We start from the raw sequence: 23,331 nt of genomic DNA, 5'->3' as shown, positions 1-23,331 counted from the left end.
TATAATAATTAGAATGTGACATTGACACCGAAAGAGTTGGTCTTCATCGGTGGGTATATATAAGCATTTCCATCAGGAGACTCTGGGTCGATTTTCAGTTTCATGTTGGTAATGGTGAAGAGATTCTCACCAGAATAGTAGAAGCGTATATTGTTCAGTCCAATGGTGCTGACCCACTTTTTAGGTAAGTTATACCCGATCTGGATGTTCTTCACACGCACATAGCTTGTACTTGGACACCAGAACGAGAAGGTACCGTGGCGCTGGTGACTTGGTGAAGAAACCCCCTCAGCAGCACGCGGCCATTTACCATTGGGGTTGTCAGCTGACCAAGCATCGAGCCAAGCAACATCGGGAGAAGACGTATCACCGGTGAAGTCACCTGTAGTTGTCTCTGTATAATAGCGGTTCACCTTGGTTGCGCCTTGGAACATGACAGAGAGGTCAATATTCTTCCAAGCAACGAAGAACTTACCTCCAAACGTGAACTTTGGAAAACGATTGCCAATGATGCGGCGATCCTCAGCATTGAGCTTGCCATCACCATTTGCGTCTCTGATACGGAAGTCGCCAGCCATGAATTTCTGTCCAAACGGATTGCCATATTTAGCCGTATAAGTATCAGCCTCTTCTTGACTATGGAACAAGCCATCGACGATGTAACCGTAATAGGCGTGGTAAGGCTCACCGACACGGTTGATGAAATAGCCGTCAATCATCTCGTTAACGCCGCCAAGGTCAAGAATCTCATTCTTGTTGTAAGCAAAGTTGGCTGTTATGCCGAAGGTCCAGTCACCAAAGGACTGTTGCCATTCTGCTGTCACTTCGATACCGGAGTTGCGTACCTTACCGATGTTGTCATCATAAGCTCCCATACCAAAGGTGGCAGGCACAGGTACAGCCATGATGATGTCCTTTGTAGTACGCTGGTACCAGTCGAAGGTAAAGTTGAAGTATTTCAAAAAACTCATGTCAAATCCTACGCCAACGTTGGTTGTTGTTTCCCAGGAGATGGTGGAGAGCTTTTGAGTAGTCTGTGTCACACCTGTGGCGAGTGTACCGCCGAAAGGGAAGTTTCGACCAATAGAATAAGTGGCAAGCCAGGGATAATACTCATCCAAAGCATCCTGGTTGCCAAGTTGACCCCAAGAAGCACGGATTTTCAGATTCTCAAGCCAAGAGGCCTTAGCTGCAGCCAAGAAAGGCTCCTCGCTGACACGCCATCCGGCAGAGAACGATGGGAAGTAACCCCAACGGTGACCGGTAGCAAAACGAGACGAACCATCGACACGGAGGTTTGCTTCGAAGAGGTAGCGGTCCTTCCAATCGTAATTTATACGACCAAAATAGGACATTAGTCGAAGCTGACGTGTGTAGCCTGAGTTAGTCTGAGTAGATGAAGCACCAGCATTCAGATCGTCGATATCGTTGTTGGGGAAGGTGTTGCGTGAACCTGTGAGTTGCTTGAAGTTGTACCATTCGGCATTATAACCAGCGAGTGCTTTCATGTGATGGAAACCAAAGTTGTGGCTCCAGTTGAGGAGCAAGTCAAGGTCATAACGCTGCCATAGATTGTCGTACTCATAAAGTGCATTCGGGCCGTGCGAGCCAGTCCGGTATTTCACAGCTTTCATGTAGCGAGTGCCGTCATTGATGTCAGATACGAAGTTACCACGTGCAGTTAAAGTGAGGTCCTTGTAGACTTTCCAGTCACCAGCCACGGTAATCGAAAGGTTTTGCTTATGGTTTCGCATACGTTCATCAGCATCGAGCCATGCCACGGGATTGCCGTCACCGATTGAACCATAGCTGCCATCCTCATACTTATAAGGAATCCACGGCGCGATACGGCTGAGTTGGTGGAAGATACCGCCCGACAAGTCACCCACGGCATAACTGGGGATAGGCTGTGAGAAGTTATTGTGTATGTAAGCCATATTGGCGCGTAGCGTCAAATTACCAGATACCTTCATGTCAATGTTAGAACGCATGTTGAACTGATCACGATCGGAGTTGCGCATAGTACCTTTCTGATAGAGATAGCCACCAGACACCATGTAGTGTACCTTATCGCTGCCACCAGTGACATTGATGTTGTGCTTGGTAAGAATGCCCGTCTTGAATGCAAGATCATACCAGCGTGTGTCAGGATAGTTGTATGGGTCAGATCCATCGCGGAACTTCTGAATTTCTTCGTCAGAAAATCGCGGTGACTTTCCTGCATCGGTCAGAGCCTTGTTGTACATACGTGCATAATCATAAGAGTGCATCTTCTCAAGGAGATAGGTCGGCTTTTGGAAGCCCATGGAACCATTATAATTGATCTTTGCACGTCCCTCTTTGCCTCTCTTGGTTGTGATGAGGATGACGCCATTTGCTGCTTTAGAACCGTATATGGCAGATGAAGCAGCATCCTTCAGTACTGAGATAGACTCAATGTCGCTGGGGTCAATGGCATCAATTGTACCGGTTTCAACGCCGTCGACGAGGATGTACGGATCAGAATTGTTTAATGTACCCTTACCGCGGATTTGAAAAGAGCCACCGTCCTCTCCGGGCTTACCTGAAGCATTAAGCACAGTGACACCAGGAGCGAGCCCTTGAATACCAGCTGATACCGATGTGATAGGCCGCGCATCAAGATCTTTTTCAGAGATAGAAGCTATGGAACCTGTAAGGTCGACTTTTTTCTGCATGCCATAACCTACAACGACGACCTCATTGAGTGATTGTTGATCTTCATATAGGGTGATATTTGTCTCTCCACCCTTGGCGGCAATAGTCTGTGACACGAAGCCTACATAGGTGACAGTTATCTTTGCACCGACATGTACGTTGAGAGAGTAATGTCCATTCAAGTCAGTGACGGTACCATTGGTTGTACCGGCCTCTAATACGCTGGCGCCTACGATAGGCTCGCCTTTGGTATCTGTAATCGTACCTTCAAAATGTTTTGACTGTTGCTGCGTGGATGTGGGCACCATCCTTTCCCTTGGTGTACCAATGACTTTTATTATGGCTATTGTGTTATTAGACAATATTTTATAGACAAGTTGATGCGATGGCAACACCTCCGAAAGGATAGAAGCAACCGTGGCATTTGTCCTTTTGACGGTAATGTCACGACGACTGTCAATGTCGCTGCTCTTGTAAGAGAAACGATACGGGGTCTGACGCTCTACTGCTTTAAAAAGTTCGGTGAGCGTGGCATTTGTAAGGTTAATGTCGACTGTTTGTGTCAAAGTGGGTGATGCAAAAGCCTGCATACACAGTAGCAACATCACCAATAGAAGTTTGGGTCTTAATTGTTGCATAAAGACAGTTTTTAAGTTGATAATAGTTGGTTTTGATATTAAGGTTAACCGCAGGTTTCATTAGGTATAACTTGAAGGAGAGTTAAAATACATTAATTGTGCACAGTCATCACTTCTTTTGATACATCAATGCGTACATTATACACAATCTCTAAAGTTTTTAATGCTTCTTTGAGATTATTGTTAGGCAGCGTTCCAGTAAAGGAAACATTGCTTACCCCCTTTGATAGAACCAAAGAAAGATCATAGTTATCACAAATAGTGTTCAACACTTCATGGAAGGGCGTGTTATGGAAAGATACTTTGTGTTTTAGCCATGAGGTGTGGACTCCGTTCTGATCTGCCTGTTCAGACCGTATTTTTCCTGTACTACTATTGATCTCAGCTTTTTGTCCGGGTCGTAAGGTTACAGTCTCATCCGTCATCACAGATTTTATGTCTACTCGGCCTTCATCAAGCCAGACCATGGAACGGCTGTCGGATTGTCTTGCTCTTATGTTGAACTTGGTACCTTTTACCATCACCTCAAAACCGTTGCTTTCCACGACAAAGGGATGTTGGGTATCATGAGCGACACTGAAATACGCCTCGCCGTTCAATGCCACCTTCCTGTATTTACCATTAGATGCTGCGGGGTAACTGAGGCGGGAATCCCCGTTGACCCTTACAGTGGTTCCATCTGGCATTTTCAGTGATACAGTTTCACCTTCTTGAGTGATTATCTCAGTAAGGTGTGTTAGGAGAGCCTCATCTTTCATATGCATCTTCCAAGTCAAACTTACTGATACCAATAGCAATGTGACAGCTGCGGCACTTATCAGCCATAGGGCGATATTCTTTGTAGTGCTGTGTCTGTTGTCAATGGTTATCTTCCTAAAGAGATGTTCCCGCACCTCTCCTACAGAGCGTTCGTCGTCGGATGACAGAGAAGACGCTTGAGGCATTTCTTTTTTCCACAACTGCTCCAGGTCAACTCCTATTTCGGTGTCGCCCTTCTCATTCTCCTCTTTTCTGATGTTTTCTAACTCCTCGGGAAGAATATCGTTATGGAAATATTTTTCTATATTTTTCATGCCTTGTTAAAGTGGCAACTATGCTTATATGATTGATAAACACGTTTCATCTGTAAAATGTAACTTCCATTTTTAGATTGTTAACATCATCACCAGCTCTAACATAATCGCACCCTTCCCAAGGATAAGTCTTATTTGTTTTAAGCCGATGGATAGCTGGTTGCGAACGGTCTGTTCAGTGATACCGAGAGTCTCACTTACTTTCCTTGGCGCTATTCCGTCAAATTTGACCATTCTAATTACTTTTTGTTGTGTTTCGGTCACCTGCGCCATCGCCATGTTTAGAGTAGACAGAAGGTCGTTGTAGTCCATTTCATCTGAAGCAGATGTACTGCTTGCTATTTCACAACATGCAAGATAATCCTTGTAATGGGGAGAGTTCAATCGGGCGCGATAGAGATTAATGAGCAGATGTCGGGTACGCAGAAACAAGATGGTTGACAGTGTCTTCTGTGGCGGTAGTGAGGCACGGTGATTCCAAAGCCACACAAAGCAGTCCTGTACAATTTCTTCCGCATCTTCCCTTGATTTAGACATTCGAAGACAGAAGGTAAATAGTCGGGGCGCATAAAGGTCATAGAGTGCAGCTAAAGCTTCAGCTGACCCTTGCGTGCGTAGTTGTTCTATGAGAACAGTCTCCCTATCAATATTCATCTGACTATACTATCTGTCATACGATCGCATTACTGCGCTAATTCTTTGACGAAATATTGTTTACAGCATGGCGAGGGCAGCGTTCTCGTTGGCCTCCATGATCCCGCGCTCCCCGGGGCCTTTGTCGTTAATGCCACAGAGATGGAGGATACCATGGATGATAACACGGTGGAGCTCGTCGTCATAAGTCTTTCCGAACTTCTCCGCATTGGAGCGTACGGTATCGAGGGAGATGACGATATCTCCGTTGAGGACGTCATCCTCATCGTAGTCGAAAGTGATGATGTCGGTGTAATAATCGTGACCGAGATACTGGCGGTTGACCTCCAGGATTTTCTCGTCACTGACAAACATGTAGCCTATCTCGCCGACTTTGCGGCCATGGGCTGCCGCCACACGCTTAATCCATGCGGTGGTGTCGCGATGACGGATCTTCGGCATTTTCACACCGTCTGAATTGTATGTAATCATAGGTGATGGGTGTTGGGTAATGGGTGTTGGGTGTTAATAGTTGGCAGAAGCCTCTGTGCCTCTGCATCCTTATGGAAATAGACGAGCTGACGGTAAGCGGTCGAGGAAATGGAGGAGAACTGAGGTCGGGCATAGAGCAGTACCGTCTCAAGGTTACCGAGGTTCCGGTTGTAGTCGGCTTCCACACGCTCATACTCGAAGTCGATGGTGGAGCGCACGCCGCGGACTTGGAACTGTGCTCCGACCTTCACCGCGATGTCCACCGTCATGCCGTCGTTGACCACGACGCTGACACGCGGCTCATCCTTATAGAGCTCCCGGATAGCTGCCACACGCTCTTCTGTCGGGAACATATAATGCTTCTCAGGATTTACCGCTACCACGATAACGATCCGGTCGAAGAGCCTCAGTGCCCGCCGTGCAATGTCGTCGTGCCCGATGGTGTAAGGATCGAAGCTGCCGGCAAAGACGGCAACGCGGGCATCAGGATTGTTTACTGTATTCATCTTAGAACAACTTTGGTTGCATGATATCCCCTTTGTAGGGATTGCGGCCGAGGTGGTCGTAAGCGAGCCTCGTCGCCATACGTCCGCGCGGGGTTCGCTTGATGAAGCCTTCCATGATGAGGAAAGGCTCATAGACTTCCTCCACCGTACCACTGTCTTCTCCGATAGCCGTGGCTATCGTTGAGACGCCAACGGGACCTCCGCGAAACTTGTCGATGATGGTCGTGAGGATCTTATTGTCGATCTCATCGAGTCCATAGGAGTCGATGTTGAGGGCTGAGAGCGAGAGGTCGGCGATATCTTTCGTGATGGTACCGTTGCCTTTGACCTGTGCGAAGTCACGCACACGGCGCAACAGTCCGTTGGCAATACGGGGCGTGCCGCGTGAGCGGCGGGCTATCTCCGCAGCCGCCTCATCTTCGATGGGCACCTTCAGCAGTGAAGCGGAGCGCTTGATGATGAGATTCAGCGTCTCGGGGTCGTAATACTGCAAGTGCATGTTGATGCCGAAACGGGCACGGAGCGGTGCTGTGAGCATTCCCGAGCGTGTGGTGGCACCGATGAGCGTGAAGGGATTGAGGTCTATCTGGATGGATCGTGCCGACGGTCCTTTGTCTATCATGATGTCGATGCGATAATCCTCCATCGCGGAATAGAGGTACTCCTCCACCGCAGGCTGAAGACGGTGGATCTCATCGATGAAAAGTACGTCATGCGGCTCAAGCGACGTGAGGATGCCTGCAAGGTCACCGGGCTTGTCGAGCACGGGACCGGAGGTGATCTTAAAGCCCACACCGAGCTCGTTGGCGATGATATTGCTCAATGTCGTCTTACCTAATCCGGGGGGACCATATAATAAGGTATGGTCGAGCGGATCGCCACGGTATTTAGCTGCCTCGACGAAGACACGGAGGTTGTCCACAACAGTCTTCTGACCATTGAAGTCGTCGAAGTGCAATGGACGAAGGGCGTTTTCAAAGTCCCTCTCCTCTTTGCTCACGTGCTCGTCGCGTATATCGAAATCTTCTGCCATCAATATCTATAAATGCCTACTCCCTGCAAAGTTAGTAATTTTTAAAGAGAACCATGTGCTTTTCAGCGAATAAAAGACTCAGAAGAATGTTTCACGAAGTCCCCGGCCTTAGCATCCACAGCCCTGCGAAGGTGAGGGCACCATTGAGCATGAGCAGCTCATAGCCAAACTGATAACCGGTGAGGTACTGCGTCGTGAGGTCGATGGCGAGACAGAGCAGCGGACTAATGATGGCTATCCACGGCACCCAGCGGTCACTGACTTGTCGATGCGTGAGCAGTCCGAAGGCAAAGAGACCCAACAACGGACCATAGGTATAGCCACAGAGGATATAGATAGCATCAATGACACTCGTGGAGTTGACTACACGGAAGACAAGGATGAAAACGACGAAGAGTGTGGCTATGGTCAGATGTACCCGCTTGCGCAACCGCTCGTCATTGGAACGTTCGAAGAAGTCGACACACACGCTCGTCGTGAGGGCTGTCAAAGCGCTGTCGGCACTCGAGAAACTCGCTGCCACGATACCAATCGTGAAGAGGATAACCACTGTAGTACCCAACTGCCCCGAGGCCGCGAACATCGGCAACAGGTCATCGCCCATCTGAGGCAAAGCCATGCCACGGGCAGCGGCAAGCCACGTCAGCAAGATGCCAAGGACAAGAAAAAGCAAGTTGACGGGGACAAAAGCAAAACCGTAGAGGCACATGTCTTTCTGCGCCTCACGCAAGGTCTTGCAGGTCATGTTCTTCTGCATCATGTCCTGGTCCAAGCCCGTCATCACGATGACAATGAAGATGCCACTAAGAAACTGTTTCCAGAAGTTCTGCCTACTCGCCCAATCGTCAAAGACAAAGACACGGCTGTGAGGGTCCGCGGCAAGCTTGCTGACAAGCCCATGGAAATTGAGCCCGAGACTTCCCGTCGCCGCCACGATAATAAGGACAAGCGCCGTAAGCATGCAGAAGGTCTGAAACGTATCGGTCCATACAAGTGTTTTGATGCCTGCGCGACGTGTGTAGAGCCAAATGAGCATGACCATGACAAGGACTGTACAGACGAACGGCACATGCCAGGCATCGAAGACGAAGTGCTGGAGGATAAAGCAGACGACATAGAACCGCACCGCGGCACCGATAAGTTTGGAGAGGATGAAGAAGGCAGCTCCCGTCTTGTAACTGCGCCGGCCGAGACGCCGGCGGAGGTAACCGTAGATCGTGGTGAGGTTCAACTTGTAATAAACCGGCAGCAAGAGGAAGGCAACCGCAAAATAGCCGGGGATGAAACCGAGGCACATCTGGAGATAAGTCATGTCGCTCTTGAGCACCATTCCAGGCACCGAGACAAAGGTGATGCCGGAGATGGAAGCCCCTATCATGCCGAAGGCGACCATCAGCCACGGGCTCTTTCTGTTACCACGGAAGAACGCCTCGTTGCCTGCCCGCCGTGAGGTGAGACGACTGATGACGAAGAGAACAGAGAAATAGATGATGAGTGTAAGAAGCATAAGAGTTAGCGTCAGAGATACAGCATGGCTTCGTTGCCTTCGTTGAAGAGCAGGTCAAGGATGGAAAGGTTCGGTAGGAAGCCGAACTTCTGCTGATAAACCTGATAATAAGGACGGGGTGCGAACGTGGTGTCAGGCAGCGGATGCTTCGGGCGAATGGCATCGCGATAATCAATTACATCACCATTTGAACATTGTATGTACTCCTCTGTCAGCTCAATGTGCGGCTCGATATCCAAAAGCTCGCACATCTTTTGCGTGATAGCGAGGTTGAAGTCGAAGAGGAAGTCCCAATGCTTCTCAAAGAACGGATGGAGGTCATCGGCATAGAACTCGAAGAAAGGGCTCTCGCCATAGGCCGACTGCAGTGCCTGCCAATGAAGATGACGCCACGAGCCATGGTCGGAGATGCGCACGCCTCTCATTTCTGTCTTGTCAATACGCAGACCTTGCGGACTCTCCACGGGCACCGTCAAAGCCTGAGGACCCTGCCCCGTAGCGATGATGCAACGGTTGCGATAAGTCTGTTTGATGAAGTGGTCGTGCTGCTCAATTAGTACTCTTTCACTTTGGACGAGTTTCTGGTACCACTGCACTGGACCGAAGAAAGTGGATGAAAGAAGGCTGATCATTTGAATAGACGGACGGCTTTTCCTATGATTTGGTGTCGGTGCACGAGCCGATAGCCATGTCCTGTATCTACCAAATAAACTTTACAATCGCGGCATGGGCAACGGTTGCAGCATCTTATAGGGATGAGCCAGCGACGCCGCTTCACGGTGATAGTGTCGCCTGGGAGATTGACGACCATGCCTATTTCTTGTGGTGGGCCTATGAGTGAGATAGCTGGAGCCTCCCCACTGACGGTGAACACGATGAGATCTCCTTGTCGAAGGTCATGGCAACGGGTCAGCTTATTCACTATCATGCGGTTACCCGTCCTCAGCTCTTGGCCGATGGGAGTGGGCACGGTACAGATGGTAAAGGCAAACATGCGGATAACCACGACAATAGCCACGGCGACCGCAAGCGCAAGAATGAATTTCAGTAGCTGCCGAGCCAAAATGCTAAAATCGTCTTACTTGATTTTGTCTACCCAGTTGAACAAACGGTTCCACCTGACACGGGAGAGACCCTTGCGGTCGGGGTCCGAGCTCCACCAGATGAAGATAGGCTTACCTACGATATGATCCTCAGGCACGAACCCCCAGTAACGTGAGTCCTCAGAGTTGTGGCGGTTGTCACCCATCATCCAGTAATAGTCCATCTTGAACGTATAGCTCGTCGCGGGCTTGCCGTTGATATAGATACGGTTGTTCTTCACCACGAGCGTGTTGTGCTCATACACACGGATAGGCCGCTCGTAGATGGCGATGTTGTTCATGTTGAGCTTCAGTGTAGCGCCCTTCTTCGGAATCCAAATTGGGCCATAGTTGTCTACTGTCCAGTTGGTCACGATATTGTGCGGATAGAGACTGATGGAAGGCGCTGCATCGGTGTTGAGCCTGATGCTCTTCACGAGGTCCTTGCGTTTGGAGAGGAATGCCACGGCTCGTTTGGTGAGCGGCATGTAGCCCATCTGATTGAGCGTGGTGAGGTCTTCCATCGAGATGTTCAGCTCCTTGAGAATCTCATCGGGAATGTGGTCGGTGGCGAGCTTCACATAATAGGTGTACTGTACCTTATCAGGCTCTTTGTTAGGCTTGCCATCGAGATAGACAATACGATTCTTGATTTGCAAGGTTTGGCCGGGAAGGCCTACACAGCGCTTGACATAATTTTCGCGGCGATCAGTCGGTCGGTAGTCAATAGATCCAAACTCATTGGGGTTATTGGCGATGTAGTTACGGCCGAGAGAATAGATCATCGCAAAGAAATCCATTTGCTGCTGGCAGTTCAGTGAGGCGGGATTCACGGGGTTGGTATTGCCCTCCTTATAGATCTGCATTCCGAGAGGATAGACGAGGTCACCGTAGAAATCGGGTCCCTGGTAACGCTCTTCGGTGACGATAGTGTCACCGCTGGGGTAGTTGAAGACAACAATGTCGTTGAGCTTCACGTGCCCAAAGCCTTTCATCCTGCGGTAGTCCCAATGCGGCCAGGAGATATAGCTCTTGGTCTTGATGATTGGCAGCGTGTGCTGGGTGAGAGGCATCGTCAGTGGCGTCTCAGGGATTCGCGGGCCATAGCTCACTTTGGAGACGAAGAGATAGTCGCCCGTGAGCAAGCTCTTCTCCAACGAGGAAGATGGAATGACATAGTTCTGGAAGAGGAAGAGGTTGATGAAATACACAGCTACAAGCGCGAAGATGAGGGCGTCGACCCAACTCATGATAAAGCGCACGGGACCTTCAGCCTCTTTCCACCACTGCCACCGCACCTTCTTCGATACATAGCAGTCAAAGATGAAAAGTGCGCCGAGAAGTGTCAGAATCCATCCCGTGATGGTACGCGGTGATATCCATATAATGAAAAGCACATAGAAGAAGAAAGCAATGCTGAACTTCGCCCATTGCTTCTTCATGTTCATCGAAGCTTTTTCCTTGTCAATCATAATTTACTGGACTTCTAAAATTTAAATAAGTCACTGGTAGTAAGCAATCCTGAGTGGCTCTTCGTATACTCAGCGGCGAGCACAGCACCGAGCGCAAAGCCTTTGCGCGAGTGGGCACTGTGAGTGATGGTGATCTCGTCAGCCTCTGAGTTATAGTTGATGCTATGGATACCGGGCACCTCATCGTGACGGATACTGTTGATAAGTATCTCATCAGGCTTATGGTCCTCAGAACCTTCCACACGGCCGTCGTCCCATGTCGTCGTGCCGAGCTTCCAGCCGTTCTTGCGATCGAGGCGCTCCACAATGTCCTCAGCAAGTGTGATAGCTGTACCCGAAGGAGCATCAAGCTTGTGGATATGATGGGTCTCGGTCTCACACACATCGTACTGTGAGAAGCCGTTCATGATCTCAGCCAACTTTTTGTTAACAGCCTGGAAAATAGCCACGCCCACGGAAAAGTTGCTGGCCCAGAACAAGGTCTGCCTGCCGTTTCTGCACAGTGCCTCCACATCAGCCTTGTGATCTTTCATCCATCCCGTTGAACCAGAGACAACCTTCACGTTGTGCTTGAAGGCCTTGAGATAATTGCCATAGGCTGCTGAAGGGTTGGTAAACTCGATAGCGACATCCGCCGAGGCAAAGGCGGGAGAGTCGAAATCCTCAGGATTGTTAACGTCAATTGTACATACAATCTCGTGGCCACGCTCCAAGGCAACCTGCTCTATCATGTGCCCCATCTTACCGTAACCAATCAATGCTATCTTCATAATCGATTATTATTTGTTCAAAATCATTATAGGGTGCGGGCGGCCACGGGAGCTGCCCCTGCACTATTCTCTGCAAAATTAGCTATTTTATGGCGAAAAGCGATTCCTATGCAGCATAAATTATTCTAAATCACCACAAGACACACATTATTATTGCAAATTAAAGTGTTTTAATTCCTTCAAAAGTATCTAATTGAGGAAAAAGCAGTAATTTTACAATTGATTATATCAAGGTAACAAATTATATTTATTATATGCACAAGAATGTATACAAATGGGGAAGAGTGTTTCTCTTTGCTGTTGTGATGACGCCCTCGCTCTCCTCATGCATCAAAGAAGAGGCTCTGAATGCTGAAGCCGATATCACGGGAGTGAGCCTCGGCGCCGACAGCCTCCTCATCCGCAAGCCGGTAATAACAAACAATGAGATTACGATCTACGCCAACACGCGCGACAGTATTCTCGCTCCACTGTTCACACTTACCGAAGGTGCCACGATAGAGCCCGCCAGCGGCACAAAGCGCCAGTTCTTCAAACGTGTACCGAACCCGCAGAAGATCAATGAAGACGATGGTCTGCCCGATTCCATCGACGAGGCTACACCACAGACTTACACTGTGACCTCACAGGACGGAAAATGGCAGAAGAAATATACCGTGCGCATTGCTAACAACGCTACGCCTTCCGACTTCCATTTCGACGACATACGCTATTACACGTATGACACTGACGGCGACGGCACTGGCAACCCTCTCTTCCAGATATTCTACGAGAGGATTGGCGGTCAGCAGGTTGACTGGGGAAGCGGCAACCCGGGTGTCATGATTACGCTCTTGTCTTTCAATCCCAAGCCGACTGATTACCCTACTAGCCAGACAGACGGTGGCGTGGAAGGGAAATGCGCTAAGCTGACAACCATCAGCACGGGAGCACTTGGAAAGACATTTGGTGCACCAATTGCTGCTGGTAACATCTTCCTTGGCACATTCTCCGTGAATATGGGTGACATGGCAGCCTCCACTCACTTCGGTATTCCATTCTTCAACACGAGACCACTGTCACTCACCGGTTATTATAAGTACAAAGCAGGCCTTACAGTGACGGATAAGAACATGAACCCCATCCGTGGCGCGAAGGATGACTTTGCACTCTATGCCGTAGTGTTCGAAGTGACGAAAGACGTGCCATGGCTCGATGGTACCGATGGAGACAGAAGTGCCACGAAGAGTCCTAATATCGTGCTGAAGGCAGAGCTCACCGACCGCAGGGAAACCGACGAGTGGAAAAAGTTCACCATCCATTTCGAGCCGATGAACGGCAAGACCTTCGACTACAACAAGATGATTCAGGGCAAGTATAGCATCGCCATCGTAGCATCTTCGAGTAAGGACGGAGCTAAGTTCCAGGGCGCCGTAGGCAGCACGCTCTACATCGATGAGTTCCACATCAACTATGAAGCATATTAACATGAAAAACAAGGTAACGCTCTTATTTATTACCAACATCTTATTGGCCACAGGCGTTCCCCTCACCGCCTGGGCCCAGAACAACATCGGGGACCGTGATGCAGCCCTCCGGCAGATGTCATCCAAAGGCTGGGAGCTTGAACTGAAAGCCGGGCTCAATGTCGGTGGCGCCACTCCATTGGGCCTGCCCCGTGAGATACGACACATCAGCAGTTTTGACCCTAAGCTAAACGGTACACTCGAAGGAACTGTGACGAAATGGTTAGGCAAAGAGCACAGATGGGGTGTGGCAGCAGGTGTCAAAATTGAAGCTATGCGCATGTCTACAGGTGCACGCGTGAAGAGCTATCACACAGAGATTATCCAGGACGGCGACCGCGTAGCAGGTTACTACACGGGTTACGACAAGACGAACTACAGCAGTACAAACATCACCATCCCCATCACAGCTAACTATAGTTTCAATGACCGCTGGAAGGTGCGCGCCGGCCTGTTCGTCACCTGTCGTCTCGACGGTGAGTTCAACGGATACGTAAGCGACGGTTATCTGCGCAACGGTACACCTGTAGGCGAGAAAGTGACATTCACCGAGGGGAGCTCCGCCAACTACAACTTTGACGATGACCTGCGCCGCTTCAACTGGGGTACGCAGATAGGAGCGACTTGGAACGCCTATCGCCATTTCTTCCTGTTTGGAAATTTGAGCTATGCATTCAACAACATCTTCAAATCCGACTTCCATACCGTAACGTTTACGATGCATCCGCTTTATCTGAACTTCGGCTTCGGTTACAGATTCTGACGGAGGTACAGGAAGAAATAAGTTTTAAAAAAATCCCAGGTTATTCAATTAACGGTTCGGGATTTTTCTTTATCTTTGCCTTTAGAAACAGAAAGCTCATGGAACAACTCTTGCACTATTGCTGGAAACACCGGCTCTTCCCCGTCAGTGGTCTCCACACGACGGAGGGAAGAGAGGTAGAGGTAATAGACCCCGGACTGCATAACCACAATGCCGGTCCTGACTTCTTCAACGCAGAGGTGAAGATAGATGGACAGTTATGGGTCGGTAACGTGGAGATTCACGACAAAGCCAGCGACTGGTTTCTTCACGGGCATGAAAAAGACGCGCTATATAATAATGTGGTGCTTCATGTTGTAGGCAAGGCGGACACGCAGGTCGTGACTGATAGTGGTATGCGGCCACCACAGATGGAACTTGCCGTACCCGAGCACATTCGTCTGAACTACGAGGAGCTGCTCAAGACTGACAGTTATCCTCCGTGCTATAAGATTATCCCATCGCTCAGCCAACTGATGAAGCATTCGTGGATGAGTGCCTTGGAGACAGAGCGGTTGGAGCGCAAGACGGAAGACATCAAGCGGCGCGCCGACCGCTGTCAAGGTTCGTGGGAAGCGGCTTACTTCGTGACCATGGCGCGCAACTATGGCTTCGGCATCAATGCAGAAGCGATGGAGCAATGGGCCCTCAGTATCCCGCTCAACGATGTAGCGCGCCATAGCGACAATCTCTTCCAGATAGAGGCCATCTTCATGGGACAGGCCGGACTGCTCAATCCGCTTTCTGTGCCGGAGCGCCACCGCACAGCAGCCCTTGCCGACGAGTATCTCTTCAAGCTCAACAACGAGTACCAGTATCTCGCACACAAGTACTCATTGCACCCCATAGACTTCCACCTCTGGCGTTTTCTGCGCTTGCGACCGCAGAACTTTCCGCATATTCGCATCTCACAGCTTGCTAATCTTTATTATCAGCGCAAGGCGAGTCTCTCACAGCTCATCGACTGCAAAGATATCAAGAGCGCGAAGACACTGCTCATGACCAAGGTCACGGACTACTGGCAAACCCATTATGCCTTCGGCTGCGAGAGTAAGACCAGCAAGAAGCATCTCTCCGAGGCTTCGCTCAACCTCTTGCTTATCAACACGGTTGTACCGGTTTTCTTTGCCTATGGCCGCTATCGGCAGGACGACGCGCTCTGTGACCGCGCTTTCGACTTCCTTGAACAACTGAAGGCAGAGGATAACCACATCACGCGCAACTGGCAGGAGGTAGGGCTCTCGGTGGAAAACGCCGGTGACAGTCAGGCCCTGATACAACTGAAGAACGAATACTGCGACCGGCACGACTGTCTCCGCTGTCGATTCGGATACGAATACTTGAAAGGGAGGGGGAAAGAGGCAAGATAGACAAAGTAGACAGAATAGATTGGATAGACAGAATAGACTTTAAAAACAATGGAAAAGGATATCCCAACAGTGCTCAGGCAAGGCAATGATTGGCGCAAGCTTTACTTTTACCATAAATCTGATGCTATATATCAGCTCACCTTCATCTTCTGTCGACGGTTTCTTCCCATCAGTGGAGACCGCACGGTAGATCAGATGGTGCAGGCAGCACGTTCGGGCAAGCAAAACATTGTAGAGGGATCAGAAGACGGCAAATCGTCAACGGAAATGGAGCTCAAGCTGGTCAATGTGGCAAGAGGAAGTATCAGGGAGCTCTTGGAAGACTACAAGGATTTTCTTCACAATGGGAAATATACTCTATGGAAAGAAGGCGACGCACGCTACAGCATGCTGTTAGAGTATACGAGAAGTCACAATGAGCCTAAAGATTATTTGTCTTTTGCTGAGAAATGGTCGGCTGAGGAGTTTGCCAACACATGTCTTACTCTCTGCTATCAGGTCGATGCCATGATCAACTCCTATCTTAAGAAGCTCCAGAAAGACTTTGTGACAGAGGGTGGCATCAAGGAGCGCATGTATGCAGCTCGTACCGGCTACCGTAAAGAACAGGATTCCAAGATGAAAAGTTTGGAGGCTGAGAATATCCGGCTCAAAGCCGAGAATGCTCAACTGCTTTCGGCTGTCAGTAATTGGAAGGCCAAGTATGAGGATCTGAAGCAACGCGCCCTGAAAGCCTATTACAGGCAACAAGAGGAAATAGAAAGGCTGAGGAAAGAGATAGACAAGATAGACGGGAATAGACAGAGATAGACAAGGATAGACAAGAATAGACATTGTCTATAGAGTCTATTTAGTCTATCAATTCTATCAATTCTATCAAGTCTATACAGTCTATCAAGGTCTCTCCCCAAGACACACACATATTTATGAAAAAATACTTATTCACCACGCGCATGGAGGTGCGCGACTACGAATGCGACATCGAAGGCATTGTCAACAATGCCAATTATCTCCATTACACGGAGCATACGCGTCACCGTTTCATCAACAGCCTTGGCATCAGCTATGCCAAGTTGCATGAGGAGAAGCATGTCGACCCCGTTGTGGCGCGCATGACGCTGAAGTTCAAGGCACCGCTGCGGTGTGACGACTTCATGCTATCCTGCATCAACGTGCGCAAGGAAGGACTGCGCTACATCTTCAGCCACGACATCTACCGTGAGGCAGACGGGATGCTCTGTTTCCATGGCGACGTAGAGCTCGTGATGCTCATCAATGGCCGACTCGGCGAGAGCGAGGACTACGACAATGCTTTTCTTCCCGTCATAGAGAAGTTCAATCAGGAAAATGCAGAATAGAGAGGAACTCATCAATACCGCTATTCTTACGCGGCTCAGCTATTTCCACCTTAATACCATCGTGGAGCTGTATAGGCAGTTAGGCTCCGCTACTGCTATTTTTCAGCGCCGGAGCGAACTATCGACTCTGTTTCCAGGCATCCCCCGCCGTGTTATCGATGACCTTAACAGTGCCGGCACGATGCGGACACGCATTGAGGACGAGTTAGCTTGGAACGAGGCACACCACGTAAACATACTGTGCCTCAACGATGACGAATACCCGTATCGGCTCAAGGAGGCTCCCGACGCACCGCTGATGCTCTTCTACAAAGGCACTGCCAATCTTAACACGCGCCACATCATCGACATCGTGGGCACGCGTCATAGCACCCGCTACGGGGAAGACCTCATCAGAGCCTTTGTCAGGGATTTGCGTGCCTTGGTACCCGATACGCTTATCGTTAGTGGGTTGGCCTATGGCATCGATGTGCATGCCCATCGTGAGGCTCTTGATAACGGCATGGACACCGTGGCAGTGCTGGCCCACGGTCTTGACACGCTCTATCCGCCGGCACATCGCGATACGGCCAACAAAATGGTGGGACAAGGCGGACTGCTGACCGAATACATGACGCATACACAGCCTGATAAACTCAACTTTGTGCGACGCAACCGCATCACGGCGGGCCTCTGCGATGCTACGATTCTCGTGGAGAGTGCGCGCAAGGGCGGCGGTCTCATCACGACACGCATTGCCAAAGAGTATAACCGCGATGTCTTTGCTTTCCCCGGTCCCGTAGGTGCACCATACAGCGAGGGTTGCAACAATCTTATCCGCAGTTGTGGAGCAGGGCTCATCACTTCCGCCGAAGACTTTGTGGCCGATATGGGATGGGAACACGAAGCTGTCCTTGAGAAAGCGCGGGCTGGCGGCATTGAGCGGCAACTCTTCCCCGACCTGACCGAGGACGAACGGAAGGTGGTCACCGTGCTTCAATGCGCCAATGATCTGCGCCAGGATGTCATTGCCGTCAAGACAGGGCTTTTGTCGGGCATGCTCACTGCTCTGCTTTTCCAATTAGAGATGAAAGGCGTGGTGAAAGCATATGCTGGAGGTACCTACCATCTGTTGGCATAAAGATGATGCCTTTATGCCGTAATCGCAAAGCGATCTTGTAAGCATTACGATGTCACAAGACGTATGATCTCTAAAAATGCCATATTATCCTTGCCAATATGACAAAGATATTGAAAAAAGCTTAGGACATACTGACCTTTGTACTATTTTGCGTAACTTTGTACGAGATATTAATGTGAATGACAATATCGCTTACAAGATGATACGAACAACCATCAACCACGAGGGCCTGAGTCGCGACGAGGTCATCGCTTCCCGTCGGCAGCACGGTGAGAATGTGCTTACACCGCCGAAGAAGATTTCCGTGTGGAAGCTTTACTTCGACAAATATCGCGATCCAATTATTGAGATTCTTCTTGTGGCAGCCGCCATATCCCTCGTCCTGGCATTTGTCAATAACGACTTCATGGAGACCATTGGCATCTTTCTTGCCATCTTCCTCGCTACGACAGTAGGCTTTTATTTTGAGCTTGACGCGGCGAAGAAGTTCGAGGTGCTTACCGCCATGAACGACGATCAGCTCGTGAAGGTACGCCGTGAGGGCAAGGTGACGACGATTCCACGGCGTGAGGTCGTCGTGGGTGATGTTGTCCTGGTGGAGCCTGGCGATGAGATCCCTGCCGACGCGCGCCTCTTTGTTGCCGTCAACCTGCAGGTCGACGAGTCGGCCCTCACCGGTGAGCCGCTCACTACGAAGGGTTTTATGCCCAACGGAAAGGCTGGCGAAGCCTATCCTGCCAATCTTATCCTGCGGTCTACCATGGTGATGAACGGACATGGTGAGGCCATAGTGGAGCGGATAGGCGATGAGACGGAGATCGGAAAAGTAGCGAGACAGTCCACAGAGACGACGCACACCAAGACCCCGCTCAATATCCAGCTCGGCAAGCTCGCTGCGTTCATCTTCAAGGTAGGCTCTGGTGTGGCGGTGGCCGCGTTCGTTATCTTCCTGGTTCACGACATTCTCACTAACAGTCTGTGGCATACCGACAACTACTTAGGTATGGCACAGGTAGTGCTCAGCTACTTCATGATGGCCGTTACGCTCATCGTCATGGCCGTCCCCGAGGGTCTGCCCATGGCGGTGAACCTCGCTCTGGCCCTCAACATGCGGCGTATGCTTAAGAGCAACAACCTTGTGCGTAAGCTGCAGGCCTCAGAAACCATGGGCGCCGTCACCGTGATCTGCACCGACAAGACTGGTACGCTCACGCAAAACAGGATGCGTGTGGGTGCGCTTTCACTCAATCCCGCCTATGAGAATGCAGATCAGTCTGAAGAACAGCTTGTCATCGCCATGGCTGTCAACTCAACGGCCGAACTCGACGGCGACAGGGTAGTGGGCAATCCCACTGAGGGCGCGTTACTGTTGTGGCTCAAAGATAAAGGCTTCGACTATCATTCATTGCGCAAAGCCAACGCGGTGGTCAATCAAATACCTTTTTCCACAGAAAGAAAGTTTATGGCCACGGCAGTCACTGTCGACGGCCGGACGCTCACTTTTGTCAAAGGCGCACCTGAGATTCTGCTGAACATGTGTGATTGCTGCGCTGCTGACCGTGCTGCGTGCGAGCAGACACTTCTCGGTTATCAGCATCAGGCCATGCGCACACTGGCTTTTGCCTATGGCGAGGGCGATTTAACCGGCCGGCTCTCCAGTGGACTGGCCGTCGGCCTCACTCTGCAAGGAGTGTGTGCCATCAGTGACCCTGTGCGCGAAGAGGTGCCCGCGGCTGTGGAGGAATGCCGCACGGCAGGCATTCGCGTGAAGATTGTCACCGGAGACACTTCGGCTACGGCCCTGGAGATAGCACGGCAGATAGGTATTGAAGAGGGTGAGGCCATTACCGGTCCGGAGTGGGCGGCTCTCTCTGACGACGAAGCCTACAAGCGGTGCGAGGGCATCTGTGTGATGAGTCGGGCGCGGCCGGGCGACAAGCAGCGCCTCGTGGAGATGCTGCAGAAGCATGGTGAGGTGGTGGCTGTGACGGGTGACGGCACCAACGACGCACCCGCACTCAACTATGCACACGTCGGATTGTCCCTCGGCTCGGGCACATCGGTGGCCAAGCAGGCCTCCGACATCACCATCCTCAACGACTCATTCTCTGCCATCGCTTCGGCAGTGATGTGGGGCCGTTCCCTTTACAAGAACATTCAGCGGTTTCTCTTCTTCCAGCTGGTGGTTAATCTCTCGGCTCTGCTGCTCGTGCTCGGGGGATCTGTCATCGGTACGGAGATGCCGCTTACGGTGACACAGATACTCTGGGTCAACATTATCATGGACACCTTCGCCGCTCTGGCCCTGGCCTCACTGCCGCCTTCCCACGAAGTGATGCACGACAGGCCGCGCAAGCCTTCACAGTTTATCATCACTCGCCCCATGGCACGTGGCATCCTCTTTGTGGGCAGCGTGTTCTTTATCATCATGTTTGTCTTCCTTATCTGGTGTGAGCGCCACGGCAGCGGCAGCATTATCGACGTACATGAGTTGACGTTGTTCTTCACCACTTTTGTTATGCTGCAGTTCTGGAACCTCTTCAACGCGAAGTGTCTGGGCAGCAACTACAGTGCCTTTCGTCATTTCTGGCGCGATCGTGGCCTCATCCTTGTACTGGCATTGACCTTTGTGGGGCAGTGGCTCATCGTCACCTTCGGTGGCCGTATGTTCCGCACTCTGCCCCTGAGCTTCACGGAATGGACTGTCATCATTGTGGCCACAGGTGTGTTTGTGCTCGGAAGCGGAGAGATATATAGGGCGGTGAAGAGGCTTAGAGGTTAGGGGTTAGAAGATCGTTCGGTATTCGTGCAGAGGCGGCTCTTATGTGACCGCGCACTCGGATATTATAATTAATGGCAAATAATATATTCTATACAGTGAGAAACAATGTGTCACCCTGTGTGGCGACCATTGGTTTCTTTGACGGCGTGCACCGTGGCCACCAGTTCCTCATTGGCAGTGTCATGGAGGAAGCACGGCGTTCGGGCCTTGCCTCGCTGGTTATCACCTTTGACCGCCATCCTCGGCAGGTGCTGCGACAGGACTATCAACCACGCTTGTTGACTACGCTTGATCGTAAGTTGCAACTGCTCTCGCTTACAGGTGTGGACAACGTGGCGGTGTTGTACTTTGACAAGGAGATGGCTGCGCTCACGGCCAAGGACTTCATGCGGCAGGTGTTGCGCGACAATCTCAACGTCAAGGTGCTTGTCATCGGCTACGACAACCGCTTCGGACATAACAGGACTGAGGGCTTCGACGACTACGTCGGCTATGGCCGCGAGTTAGGTATTCGCGTGGTGCAGGCCATTCCTTACCGTCTTGACGGCATGCAGGTGAGTTCCTCGCTTATCCGCTCATTTCTCGACGGTGGCGAGGCGGAGATGGCAACTCACTGTCTCGGCCGCCCCTTTGAGCTTACAGGGAAGGTCGTACGTGGCTTTCAGGAAGGCCGTAAGATCGGCTTTCCCACGGCCAATCTCGATACCGGTGACAGCGGATTGCTCATTCCCAAGGGTGGTGTCTACGCCGTGAGAGTTGCCATTGGTGACCACGTTCGCCTCATGCCTGCTATGATGGACATCGGCACGCGCCCCACCTACGGCGGTACACGGCTATCCTTAGAGACTAACATCTTTGATTTCCATGGCAATCTCTATGGCAGGCAGTTGCGTGTGCAACTCATCAAACGCGTCAGGGATGATCTGAAATTCAGCAGTGTCGACATATTGGCGGAGCAATTGAAAAAAGACAAAGAGAAGATTAGAAAGATATTAGACGAAGAATGAATACTACAACAAAAAACATCCTCGACATACTCTGGTATGTTGTCCTTTTTATGCTGATACAGATAGGTTCCGGACTATTATTGAGCATATTCCATCTCTCATTGACCACGGCATCCATCATCACGACAGTCATCAGCAGTGTGATCACGCTCCTGCTGTTTCTCAAAATGAGATGGACTCCTGTGTCAAGGACTTGGATGCAGACGCGCCCCTGGGCTGTCTTTGTGTGGGTGCTGGTTGTCGTTTTGGGCACCCTTATCCCCTCACAGTGGCTCTCCGAAGTGATGAATATCGACATGCCGAAGGATATGATGAAGATGTTGGAGAGCTTGATGAAGGAGCCTGCCGGATACATTGTCATCGGCATTCTGGGGCCTTTAGCTGAAGAAGTCGTCTTCCGTGGCGCCGTGTTGCGCAAGTTACTTGGCATGATGCCGGAGCGGTGGCACTGGGGCGCTATCGCCATTTCGGCGGCATGTTTCGGCCTTGTCCATCTGAACCTTGCACAAGGCTTCCACGCCTTCCTCATTGGGCTGCTGCTTGGCTGGATGTACTACCGCACGGGCTCCATTCTCCCTGGCATTCTGTTCCACTGGGTCAACAACAGTGTGGCATTTATTGTCTACAACCTTATGCCACAGTTAGCTGATGCCAAGCTTATTGATTTATTCCATGGCGACAGCCGCATGGTGACGCTCTCCGTCATCTTTTCCTTCTTTATCCTGGTGCCTGGTATCTACCAGCTCAATGTCAGGATGAAGAAGGCGGCGTGAGTTGTGCCTTTGCAGCAGCGATGTAGCCTGTGTGTAGACACGGGCTGCCAGGTCTTTTCCGGTCTTCCTCTACCACCTGCCCGCCGGCATACCTTTACCGTGAAGGTACGCATTGCCGTGGGTTCAGGAGACAGGTGAAAGAAACTTGAGTTTAAATAAACGTTAAATTCAATCGGCCTGCTGTAACAATTCCTGAGACATGTCGTCATCTTAATAGTAATACCAAAGTAATGGACTACAAGTACATCAATCAGCTTTTAGACCGCTATTGGCGGGGTGAGACCTCGCTGGAGGAGGAAGATATCCTCCGTGCGTTCTTCAGTCAGGAAGTCATTCCTGCTGAGCTGAGATGTTATGTGCCGTTGTTTCGCTACGAAGCCACGGAGTCAAAAGCGGATGTATTAGGCGCCGACTTTGACGCAAAGCTCTTTTCAGCCATTGCGGACCGTAAGCCGGTGAAGGCGCGTGTCATCCCTATGACCCAGCGTTTGAAGCCGCTTCTCAAGGCCGCTGCTACTGTTGCTATTCTGCTGACATTGGGTAACGCCATCCAGGTACCGTTCTCACGGACAAACGATGATCCTATCAGCAACTACGATGGCTATTACAAGCCTGAGCTTGATAACGGCACTAATGTTGCCATAGGCGACAGTGCAATGGTCGATACACTTCAGCAGAGCCTTGCAGAGCCCAGTAACACGGCAGCAATGTCGGATATAAAATGATTATTTC

Annotated in this window: 21 protein-coding genes; 10 read left to right on the top strand and 11 right to left on the bottom strand. The window is 50.6% G+C overall.

The window, feature by feature from the left end:
• Window positions 1-8: 8 nt before the first annotated feature.
• From PREMU_RS02355 to dapB, 11 genes are all read right to left on the bottom strand, one after another.
• On the bottom strand, window positions 9-3,314 hold the full coding sequence (locus tag PREMU_RS02355; protein WP_007572842.1) for a TonB-dependent receptor: 3,306 nt from the start codon (window positions 3,312-3,314) through the stop codon (window positions 9-11).
• Between the two features lie 92 nt (window positions 3,315-3,406).
• Window positions 3,407-4,387, bottom strand: a complete 981-nt coding sequence (locus tag PREMU_RS14035; protein WP_007572840.1) for a FecR family protein — start codon at window positions 4,385-4,387, stop codon at window positions 3,407-3,409.
• A gap of 72 nt (window positions 4,388-4,459) precedes the next feature.
• Entirely contained in the window at window positions 4,460-5,041 is a 582-nt protein-coding gene (locus PREMU_RS02345) for an RNA polymerase sigma factor (protein WP_007572838.1), read from the bottom strand.
• Between the two features lie 60 nt (window positions 5,042-5,101).
• Window positions 5,102-5,512 (bottom strand): rRNA maturation RNase YbeY, encoded by a 411-nt coding sequence (gene ybeY, locus PREMU_RS02340; protein ID WP_007572836.1) that lies wholly within the window; start codon window positions 5,510-5,512, stop codon window positions 5,102-5,104.
• Complete coding sequence (gene coaD / locus PREMU_RS02335) at window positions 5,509-6,018, bottom strand: pantetheine-phosphate adenylyltransferase (RefSeq protein ID WP_007572834.1); 510 nt, start codon at window positions 6,016-6,018, stop codon at window positions 5,509-5,511. The genes ybeY and coaD overlap by 4 nt, the downstream gene beginning before the upstream one ends.
• A gap of 1 nt (window position 6,019) precedes the next feature.
• On the bottom strand, window positions 6,020-7,051 hold the full coding sequence (ruvB, locus tag PREMU_RS02330; RefSeq protein WP_007572832.1) for a Holliday junction branch migration DNA helicase RuvB: 1,032 nt from the start codon (window positions 7,049-7,051) through the stop codon (window positions 6,020-6,022).
• 91 nt (window positions 7,052-7,142) lie between these two features.
• Window positions 7,143-8,558, bottom strand: coding sequence for a sodium:solute symporter (locus PREMU_RS02325; protein WP_007572830.1), 1,416 nt, complete (start codon window positions 8,556-8,558; stop codon window positions 7,143-7,145).
• An 11-nt stretch (window positions 8,559-8,569) separates the two neighbouring features.
• Window positions 8,570-9,190 (bottom strand): WbqC family protein, encoded by a 621-nt coding sequence (locus PREMU_RS02320; protein ID WP_007572829.1) that lies wholly within the window; start codon window positions 9,188-9,190, stop codon window positions 8,570-8,572.
• On the bottom strand, window positions 9,187-9,621 hold the full coding sequence (locus tag PREMU_RS02315; RefSeq protein ID WP_007572828.1) for a S26 family signal peptidase: 435 nt from the start codon (window positions 9,619-9,621) through the stop codon (window positions 9,187-9,189). Before PREMU_RS02315 ends, PREMU_RS02320 begins: the two co-directional genes overlap by 4 nt.
• A 15-nt stretch (window positions 9,622-9,636) precedes the next feature.
• Entirely contained in the window at window positions 9,637-11,112 is a 1,476-nt protein-coding gene (lepB, locus tag PREMU_RS02310; RefSeq protein WP_007572827.1) for a signal peptidase I, read from the bottom strand.
• A 14-nt stretch (window positions 11,113-11,126) separates the two neighbouring features.
• A complete protein-coding gene (gene dapB, locus PREMU_RS02305) occupies window positions 11,127-11,882 on the bottom strand; it encodes a 4-hydroxy-tetrahydrodipicolinate reductase (protein ID WP_007572826.1) in 756 nt (251 codons plus the stop codon).
• 254 nt (window positions 11,883-12,136) lie between these two features.
• Here dapB and PREMU_RS02300 point away from each other — a divergent pair, with 254 nt between their 5' ends.
• The 10 genes from PREMU_RS02300 to PREMU_RS02255 all read left to right on the top strand — a co-directional run bounded on the left by PREMU_RS02300 (window position 12,137) and on the right by PREMU_RS02255 (window position 23,324).
• Complete coding sequence (locus tag PREMU_RS02300) at window positions 12,137-13,348, top strand: PCMD domain-containing protein (protein WP_007572825.1); 1,212 nt, start codon at window positions 12,137-12,139, stop codon at window positions 13,346-13,348.
• Window position 13,349: 1 nt separating this feature from the next.
• Window positions 13,350-14,150, top strand: a complete 801-nt coding sequence (locus PREMU_RS02295; protein ID WP_040558552.1) for a porin family protein — start codon at window positions 13,350-13,352, stop codon at window positions 14,148-14,150.
• 98 nt (window positions 14,151-14,248) lie between these two features.
• Window positions 14,249-15,559, top strand: coding sequence for a DUF2851 family protein (locus tag PREMU_RS02290; RefSeq protein ID WP_007572823.1), 1,311 nt, complete (start codon window positions 14,249-14,251; stop codon window positions 15,557-15,559).
• Window positions 15,560-15,607: 48 nt separating this feature from the next.
• Window positions 15,608-16,369, top strand: a complete 762-nt coding sequence (locus PREMU_RS02285; protein ID WP_007572821.1) for a four helix bundle suffix domain-containing protein — start codon at window positions 15,608-15,610, stop codon at window positions 16,367-16,369.
• Window positions 16,370-16,485: 116 nt separating this feature from the next.
• Window positions 16,486-16,917, top strand: a complete 432-nt coding sequence (locus PREMU_RS02280) for an acyl-CoA thioesterase (protein WP_007572819.1) — start codon at window positions 16,486-16,488, stop codon at window positions 16,915-16,917.
• Window positions 16,907-18,037 (top strand): DNA-processing protein DprA, encoded by a 1,131-nt coding sequence (gene dprA / locus PREMU_RS02275; protein ID WP_007572818.1) that lies wholly within the window; start codon window positions 16,907-16,909, stop codon window positions 18,035-18,037. Before PREMU_RS02280 ends, dprA begins: the two co-directional genes overlap by 11 nt.
• A 199-nt stretch (window positions 18,038-18,236) precedes the next feature.
• Complete coding sequence (locus PREMU_RS02270) at window positions 18,237-20,819, top strand: calcium-translocating P-type ATPase, PMCA-type (protein WP_040558551.1); 2,583 nt, start codon at window positions 18,237-18,239, stop codon at window positions 20,817-20,819.
• 71 nt (window positions 20,820-20,890) lie between these two features.
• A complete protein-coding gene (locus PREMU_RS02265) occupies window positions 20,891-21,826 on the top strand; it encodes a bifunctional riboflavin kinase/FAD synthetase (RefSeq protein WP_007572814.1) in 936 nt (311 codons plus the stop codon).
• Window positions 21,823-22,599, top strand: coding sequence for a CPBP family intramembrane glutamic endopeptidase (locus PREMU_RS02260; RefSeq protein WP_007572812.1), 777 nt, complete (start codon window positions 21,823-21,825; stop codon window positions 22,597-22,599). The genes PREMU_RS02265 and PREMU_RS02260 overlap by 4 nt, the downstream gene beginning before the upstream one ends.
• A 230-nt stretch (window positions 22,600-22,829) precedes the next feature.
• Window positions 22,830-23,324 carry a hypothetical protein gene (locus tag PREMU_RS02255; RefSeq protein ID WP_007572809.1) on the top strand — a complete coding sequence of 165 codons (495 nt, stop codon included), beginning with the start codon at window positions 22,830-22,832 and terminating at the stop codon, window positions 23,322-23,324.
• Window positions 23,325-23,331: the final 7 nt, after the last annotated feature.

This window comes from Hallella multisaccharivorax DSM 17128, assembly GCF_000218235.1.
GTDB lineage: Bacteria > Bacteroidota > Bacteroidia > Bacteroidales > Bacteroidaceae > Prevotella > Prevotella multisaccharivorax.
The sequence above is the reverse complement of the archived record's forward strand: the minus strand, read 5'-3'. Positions and strand labels throughout refer to the sequence as shown.